A 2,416-nucleotide genomic window follows, 5' to 3' on the forward strand; every position below is an offset into this window, starting at 1 on the left:
AATAACTCTCAAATATTATTTTCTGAAATGTTAGACTAAATAACGTTAGTAATAAAAAATGACGTGATTTGTAATTAATTTTCAGAATTTTTTTTGGTTAAAATTAACCATTTTTTTATTTGTCGCCTATTCTTATTTTAAGAGTATTAATCAGTTTCTTATTTGAGTAGACATAAGGAGTATACCGTGTCACACGATGCAAAATTATTACATGATAGAGCATTGGCTTATCATGAGAATCCTGTTCCTGGCAAAATTAAAATTGCATTAACAAAGCCAGCAGAAACAGCTGATGATTTAACATTAGCTTACAGTCCAGGTGTTGTAGCTCCTGTTCGTGAAATAGCCGAGAATCCTGACGATGCATATCGATATACAGGTAAAGGTAATAGCGTTGCCATTATTTCTAATGGTACTGCAATTTTAGGTCTAGGAAATTTAGGTCCATTAGCCTCTAAGCCAGTAATGGAAGGTAAAGCTTTATTATTCAACCGTTTTGCTGGTATAGATGCTATTGATATTGAAGTAAAACACAAGACTGTAGAAGATTTTATTACAACAGTTGAGTGTATTGCAGATACATTCGGTGGTATTAATCTTGAAGATATTAAAGCACCAGAGTGTTTCGAAATCGAACGTGAGTTAGTTAAGCGCTGCAATATTCCTGTATTCCATGATGATCAGCATGGTACAGCAATTGTTACAACTGCAGGTATTTTGAATGCAGTTGAATTACAGGGTAAGAAAATTGAAGACTGTAAAGTTGTTTGCGTAGGTGCTGGTGCAGCTGGTATTGCATGTTCAGATTTTCTGATCGAGTGTGGTGCTAAGAAAGAGAATTTCTTTATGGTTGATCGTCATGGCGTAATTCGTTCTGACAGACCACAGTATAACAATGGTGAAAAACCACGTTTTATAAATGATGCAGGTCCAAAGACTCTAGAGGATGCCTTGAAGGATGCCGATGTTCTGTTAGGCGTATCAGGTCCTGGATTAATTAATGATGAAGAAGTCATTCATATGGCTGACAAGGCGGTTATTTTTGCTTGTTCAAATCCAGATCCTGAAGTTGATCCTGATGTTGTTCATAAATTGCGTCCGGACATCATTATGGGTACTGGCAGATCTGATTATCCAAACCAGATTAACAATGTTTTATGTTTCCCATTCTTATTCCGTGGTGCTTTAGACGTTAGAGCAACCTGTATCAATACAGAAATGATGAAAGCAGCAATGAATGCATTACGTGAAGTTGCAAAACTTCCTGTTCCTGCAGAAGTTGTTAAGGCTGCACAGGTTGATCATCTTGAGTATGGTCGAGAGTATCTGATTCCAAAACCAATGGATTCTCGTCTACGCAATACAGTTTCTGGCGCAGTTGCAAGAGCAGCAGTAGCATCAGGCGTAAATCAGATACCTCTTCCAGAGAAATACAAAATCTAAAAGATAATAGTGTTTTTACATAATTATCAGAAATAAAAAATGCTCCTAAATATTCTTTAGGAGCATTTTTCTACATATCTTTCAAATAATAAAGAATCATTTATTGCTAATGCATTATTCAGTTAATAAGCTACTTCTTTTCTAGCAAAATACCTGATTCAAGATGATTTGTGTAGGGGAACTGATCAAAGAAAGCAATTCTCTTTATTTCATGTGTCTTAGTTAAATATGTTAGATCACTTACAAGAGTTTCTGGATTACATGAAATATATATAACTCTGTCAAATCTTGCTGTGAAATCAAGGGCTTCTTTATCACATAAACCTGAACGAGGAGGATCGATTAATAGAGTGTTGAAATTGTATTCATGAATATTAATGTCAGCCTCTTTCAATCGGTTGAATTCACGTACATTGTTTAATGCCTGAGCAACTTCAACTGCTGATAAACGTGCAATTTTAGTATTCTTTATGTTGTTTTTTTCAATATTTTTTAGTGCAGTATTTGTTGGTACTCTTGATACTTCTGTAGACATAACCTTTCTAAACAGATCAGCAAGACATACAGTGAATGTTCCACTTCCACAGTAGAGTTCTATAAGATCAACATCTTTGCAGTCTGTACAGCAATCTCTTGCGAACTGAACCATGTTCTGGCAAGCGTATATGTTTGGTTGTGAAAAGTTTCCTTCAACCTGATATAAATAAAAATCACGATCTTTTGTATGGATTGTTTCTAAAATAGTATCAGTATCAGCTAATATGAGTTGCTTTTTTGCTCTTCCGATAAACTGAGCTTTTAATCCCTCATTTAAAAACTGACTTTTAATGTCACTGATATTCTTTTTGAATTCGATTTCATTAATTGCTTTATGATAATTTAGTGCAATAATGATCTCTCCAGACTGATTTGATAAAAAATCAATTTGGAAAAGTTTATGTTTTAGCTCGTCATAAGAGAGCAAATATTTTTT

General features: G+C 34.4%; 2 protein-coding genes. One reads left to right on the forward strand and one right to left on the reverse strand.

The window, feature by feature from the left end; genetic code table 11:
* Positions 1-186: 186 nt before the first annotated feature.
* Entirely contained in the window at positions 187-1,443 is a 1,257-nt protein-coding gene (locus ACJML3_RS08875; protein WP_406022473.1) for a malic enzyme-like NAD(P)-binding protein, read from the forward strand.
* A gap of 130 nt (positions 1,444-1,573) precedes the next feature.
* On the opposite strand, the gene ACJML3_RS08880 is transcribed toward ACJML3_RS08875, so the two are convergent.
* Positions 1,574-2,416: tRNA (uridine(54)-C5)-methyltransferase TrmA (locus ACJML3_RS08880; RefSeq protein WP_406022475.1), on the reverse strand; the 843-nt coding region annotated here is incomplete at its 5' end.

This window comes from Succinivibrio sp. (assembly GCF_045124615.1).
Classification (GTDB): Bacteria; Pseudomonadota; Gammaproteobacteria; order Enterobacterales; family Succinivibrionaceae; genus Succinivibrio; species Succinivibrio faecicola.